Below are 5,589 nucleotides of genomic sequence, written 5' to 3'. Positions count from 1 at the left end.
GTGCCGCGATCCGCGCCGCAAAATACAGGCCCAGGCCGGTACTGCCGCTGGTCGAATCGATACCCTGGATGAATTCTTCCTGCCGTTCGAGCATGCGCTGTGGATAACCCGGGCCGTCATCGTTGACGCAGATGGCCAACTGGTTGTCTGCCTCTTCGATGGTGATCAGCAAGGCATGCGCGGCAAAGCGGGTGGCGTTGGTAATCACGTTGGCGATCACCGAGGCCACCAGCTCGCGGTCGAAGAAGCCCAGCGGGTTGTCGGTGTCGATGCGCCAGGTGGCAAGGATGTCCTTGTGCTTGAGCACTTCCTCGTGCGCGGCCAGCTGGGCTTCGATGAAATCGTCCAGTTCGTGGTAGTCAGGGCACACTGGCAACTGGTTCACGCCCAGTTTGTACAACCCCAGCAACTGCACCAGCATGCCATTGAGGTGGCGAAACTCATGCTCCATCACCCCCTGCTCGGCACCACCGCGCAGTTCCTCGGGCAAGCGCTGCATCCACTGGTTGTGGGACTGGATCAGCGCCGACAGGGAATTCTTCAGGTCGTGCACGGTGGAGGCGATCACCGTGGAAAAATCCAGCCCCTGGTTTTCTTGATTCATGCGCCGAACACTCGGATGTGCAGTTTGCGGTAGCGGTCGTAGCGGTTGTCGCTGGCGGGGATGCCGGCCACGCTGGTCAGGGCGTCGCGGCACTCCTGCATGATCGCGGGCTGAGGGCTGTCTCCGCCGATGCGCAGCAACGCCTGGGCGGTGTTGAGGGCAATGCTGATGTTCTTTGGCTGCAAACCCAGCGCCTTGCGGAACAGCTGCAACGCCTCGCCGAGCTGCCCCCCCTGGTAACTGCGCACACCCTGGCGATTGAGCGTGACCGCTTCGGTTATGGCGTTGAGCACGCTGGGGTCGTCCGTCAGCTTGCCGACCCTCTCCATGACCTTGGGGTCGTCGCCATAACTTTCCACACAACCCTTCAGCACGCCGATGGCGGCGGCCTCTTGCCCCATGGCCTGCAACTGCGCGGCAACGGTCAGGGCCGAATCCACCGAGAAGAACTGGTTCATCTTGTCCAGGCGCTGGATCGCCTGCTCGGTCAGCTTGGCAGCTGTTTCGGGGTCGCCGGCCTGCTGCAGGCTGGCGGCCTTCATCATACGGGCACGCACCTGCAGCCCCTGGTCCTCGGGGTTTTCCTTGGCTACCTCGCTGAGCGTGGCGTTGATCTCGACCCGGGTGCGCGCATCCAGGCCAAAACCGGCATTCTTGTTCATCAACGCCTGCACCAGCCCCAGGTTGTTTTCTGCGTCCTTGTAGCGTGAGCTCTGACCCTGGGTCACCGCGTGACGGAACGCCTTCGAAGCGCTCTCGAAGTCTTCGTTTTCCAACGCCAGCTTGCCCAGCGTCGACTGCCGGCGCACCGATAAAGGCGAGAGGCGCACGGCTTCTTCGAGCATGTTCTGCGCACGCCTGGTTTCGCCTTGGGCCACCAGCACCTCGGCCATGCCATCGTACAGGCCCGGCATGATCGGGAAGGCCTTGAGCGCCTGCTCGTATACGCCCTGGGCCTGGGCGTTCTGGCCACGCTTGTGCATCAAGCTGCCCAACGCCGAGTACACCCACGGCTGCGGGCGGCTGGCCAGGATGGCTTTGAGAAACTTCTCCAGCTCGTCGAAACGGTTGAGGTTGCGCAAGGCATCGGCCCGATAGCGCAGGCACAGCGGGGCCAGGCGTGGGTCGCGCTTGCACAGCTCGGCGCAGGCCGCCAGCACCTCGGCGGGGCGACTGCGGTCCAGGGCCTGCAGAATCGGCTTGAGCAGGGTCTTGCGCTGGTACAGCTTCTCGACGCGCTGGGCCAGGCCAACCCGGTTGAACGGCTTGGTCAGGTAGGCATCAGGCTCGTGCTCGATGGCGCTGAGGACAATGGCCTGGCTGCTCTCGGCAGTGACCATGATGAATATGCACTCATGGCTGATGTGCTTGTCGAGAATCAGGTCTTCGAGCACCTGCTGGCCGTTCTTCTTGCCGTCGCCCAGGTGGAAGTCCTGCAAGATGACGTCATAGCGCTTTTGCGCGCACATACGCAGCGCCTGCTCGCCGCTGTCGGCGGTGTCCACGTCACGCACGCCCAGTTCGCGCAGCATGGAACGGGTCGACGTGCGAAAGTCGGTAAAGTCGTCGACGATCAGAAAGCTCTTTTGCCCGTACTGCAGCATCAACACGACCTGCCTTGGAATGATTGAAAAATCGCGCGAGGCGATGCCACCGATAGCTGTATCGGCAGCTGGTCGGGAAAGATGAGGGTAGAGCGTTGGCGGCCACGGGCCATCCGTTCAGCCAGCTACGACCTGCAAGGCCAGTACTACGTCAGCAGCCCCAGGGACTTGGCCCTTGCCACCGCCTGGGTACGCCGCTCCACCCCCAGCTTGCTGTTGATATGGCTGGCGTGGGTTTTCACCGTGTGCAGGGAAATGAACAGCCGCTCGCTGATCTGCTGGTTGGAACACCCCTGGGCAATCAGCTCGAGCACAGCCAGTTCGCGGCCACTCAGGGCCTCGCCGCTGCCGGTGCTGGCGCTCGGCAGCGGCGGCAGGCGCTTGAGCAACTCGGCCTGCACCGGGCAGGCGGCAACTGCCTGCAGTTGTTCATGAAGCCACTGCGGGTGCTGCTCCAGCAAAGGCTGGAACGGTTGCAGCACGCCGCCTTGGGCTGCCTCCAGCAACCGTGGCAACAACTGGGCGGCCTGCTCTTCGCGGCCTTCGCCCAGCAACAAACCAAGCCATTGGCACAGGGCACTGACGCTGAGCATCATGCCGCCACTGGCCTGGCCGCGCTCGACCAGGCTGGCCAGGCGTTGCACCGCGTCGTCGCTACGTGACTGGATACGCTCCAGCAACGCCTGCTGCAAGGCGATGTGCAACGGCAGCAGCGGGTGAAACTCCGGGGCCGCCGCCGGTTGCTCGCCGCCATAGGTCTGGCCCAGGCGCAGGAGCCAGGACTCGGCCAGGTCGATGCGCCCCTGGGCCAGCCACAATTCACATTTGACCAGGGTGATCATGGCCAGGTAATACACCGGCGGTACATCCCAGATATGCATCAGCCGCTCGGCCTCGGCCAGTTCGGCAAAGGCCTCGGCAAAGTGCCCTTCCCGGCCATCGAGCGTAGCGATCACGCAGTGGCCGATGAGCACACTGATATCACGGCAGGCGCGCGCCTCGCCCAGCCCAGCACGCAAGCGGGCACGGCCCTGGGATGGCTGCAGCCGCGATACCAGCAGGTAGCCTTCGTAAAGCGTCAGGCGGGCGCGCACGGCATACAGCCGCTGTGCCGACAGCCCTTGCAGGCGCTGCAGCCCCTGACGCACTTCGTCCAGCGCGCGCAGTACCTCGCCACGGGCATGCAGCACCCGCGCCCGGTCGTAATGGGCCAGGGCCTCGAACAATGGGTTGCCGACGCGCTGGGCCAGCTCCAGGGCCTCGCGGTTCCAGCCGCGGGCCCGCCAGAAATCGCCATCGGCAATCGCCAGGTTCGACAGCGTCGAGAGGCACACCAGGCGTTGGCCATACCGCTTGCTCGGCAGGCTCTGCAGCGCTTCGCCGCAATAGGCCAGGGTGCGCTCGCGGTCGCCTCGGCCACGGGCGATCACACCACTCAGCGCCAGCCACTGGGCCAGCATGGACTTTTGCGCGGTCGCCGAAGGCGCGGGCAGGAAGCGGCTGAGATAACCCGCCAACTCTTCGGCCGCGTCCAACTGGCAAGCCAGGCCCAACGCCCAGCTGTACAGCACGATCAGCCGCGGCGTGCTGATCAGCAGGCTGTCGGGCAGGTCCATCTTCCAGCGCAGCAGCATGCCGACGTTCTGTTCGGCCAGCAGTTGCTCCTCGGACAGGCTCTGCACCAGGTCGGCGGCAACATCAAGATGACCGGCCCGCAGCGCCTGCTCCACCGCTTCGTCCAGCAGGCCCTGGCTTTCGAACCAGCGACAGGCGCGCAACTGCAGGCCGACCAGCGGCTCGCTGGCCTGGCGGCTGCGCAGCAGGTCGGAGAACAGGTGGTGATAACGGAACCAGTGGCCATGCTCGTCCAGCGGCACCAGGAACACTTGGTGCGCCTGCAAAAAGCGCAGGATCGTGGCACTGTCGTGGCGGCCGCGCATGGCATCGCACAGCGGGGCGCAAAAACGTTCCTGGCAGGCCGTTTCGTACAGGAAGGCCTGTACGTCGGTGGGCAGCATTTCGATGACTTCTTCTAACAGATAGTCGCGGATCAGGCCTTCACCGCCATGCAAGGCCTGGGGCAAGGCCTGTTCGTCAGCCGACTCGCTGGCCGCCAGTTGCCAGAAACGCAACCCGGCCACCCAACCGTCGCTGCGCTGGATCAGGTTGTCCAGAGCCTGGCCACGCAGAGCGGTGGGTTGGCGACCGATCACCGCCAGCGATTCTTCGGCGGTCAGGCGCAAGTCCTGTTCGTTGAGCTCGACCAGTTGCCGCGACAGGCGCAGGCGCGCCAGGTGCCAGTCCGGGCGTTGGCGGCTGGTGACCAGCAGCACCAGGCCAGGGGGCAAGTGATTGAGGAAGAACTGCAGACAACGGTCGAGCACTGGCCCCTGGGCCAGGTGATAGTCGTCCAGCACCAGCAACAAGGGAGTATCGGCTTGCAGGTACAGCGCCAGCTCGTCGAGCAGGCCGTCGAGCCATTCCTCGAAGGCGAACGGCTGGTGGCGCTGGCGCATTTTCAGCAGGCCCATGGCCTGGCCGCCCAGCGCTGGGCAATACTGCTGCAGGCCTTCGAGCAAGCGCTCCAGGAAGCGGCCAGGGTCGGCATCCCGTTGGCTCAGGCCCAGCCACAGGCTACGCCAGTGCTCGGGCAGCGCTTCGCAAAATTCGATGGCCAGGGAGCTTTTGCCGAAACCCGCCGGGGCATTGACCAGCAACAACCGCCCGCCAAGGCCGGCTTGCAGCCGCTGGCACAGGCGCAGGCGCGGCACATGGCCGTCCGGCAAGGGCGGCCGGAAGAAACGCCCGTCCAGCAGGCCCAGAGCCTGGCTGGCGAATCCATGCATACGGGACAGATCTGTCATGGCCGGCTCGTTCTGATTGGAAGACTACGGCGGTATGGATGCTTGCGAGACTAGCGGGTAACGCTGCGCATTTGAAGGTAAAGGGCGCGATTACCGAGGAAAAGACTGCGACAAAAAGCAACATGGCTGACAGACAAGGGCTGCGGTGGGGGTTTGCTGAGGTATTCACCAGATTGATTGCCTGCTCCGGCCTCTTCGCGGGTGAACCCGCTCCCACATGGGATTGGCGCAGGCCTGGAGCTCGCGCTGCAACTGTGGGAGCGGCTTTAGCCGCGAACACCGGCACAGCCGGTGCCATGTACCGTGTCGCTTGCTTCACGGGCTTGCCCGCTCCCACATGGGATTGGCGCAGGCCTGGGGCTCGCGCTGTACCTGTGGGAGCGGCTTTAACCGCGAACACCGGCGCAGCCGGTGCCATGTACCGTGTCGCTTGCTTCGCGGGCTTGCCCGCTCCCACATGGGATTGGCGCAGGCCTGGGGCTCGCGTTGCACCTGTGGGAGCGGCTTTAGCCGCGAA

3 protein-coding genes are annotated in these 5,589 nt (G+C 64.6%); all 3 read right to left on the bottom strand.

What is annotated here, in order from left to right:
* Positions 1-604, bottom strand: a 604-nt coding sequence (locus J5M58_RS14140) for a sensor histidine kinase KdpD (protein WP_207878484.1), incomplete at its 3' end; no start/stop codon positions are given.
* On the bottom strand, positions 601-2,208 hold the full coding sequence (locus tag J5M58_RS14135; RefSeq protein ID WP_112252009.1) for a tetratricopeptide repeat-containing response regulator: 1,608 nt from the start codon (positions 2,206-2,208) through the stop codon (positions 601-603). The genes J5M58_RS14140 and J5M58_RS14135, both read right to left, overlap by 4 nt.
* Before the next feature lie 146 nt (positions 2,209-2,354).
* On the bottom strand, positions 2,355-5,072 hold the full coding sequence (locus J5M58_RS14130) for a LuxR C-terminal-related transcriptional regulator (RefSeq protein ID WP_207878482.1): 2,718 nt from the start codon (positions 5,070-5,072) through the stop codon (positions 2,355-2,357).
* Positions 5,073-5,589 lie beyond the last annotated feature (517 nt).

Origin of the sequence: Pseudomonas sp. 32_A (assembly GCF_017490905.1) — a bacterium.
Lineage (GTDB): Bacteria > Pseudomonadota > Gammaproteobacteria > Pseudomonadales > Pseudomonadaceae > Aquipseudomonas > Aquipseudomonas inefficax.
This window is presented reverse-complemented; position numbering and strand designations above follow the sequence as displayed.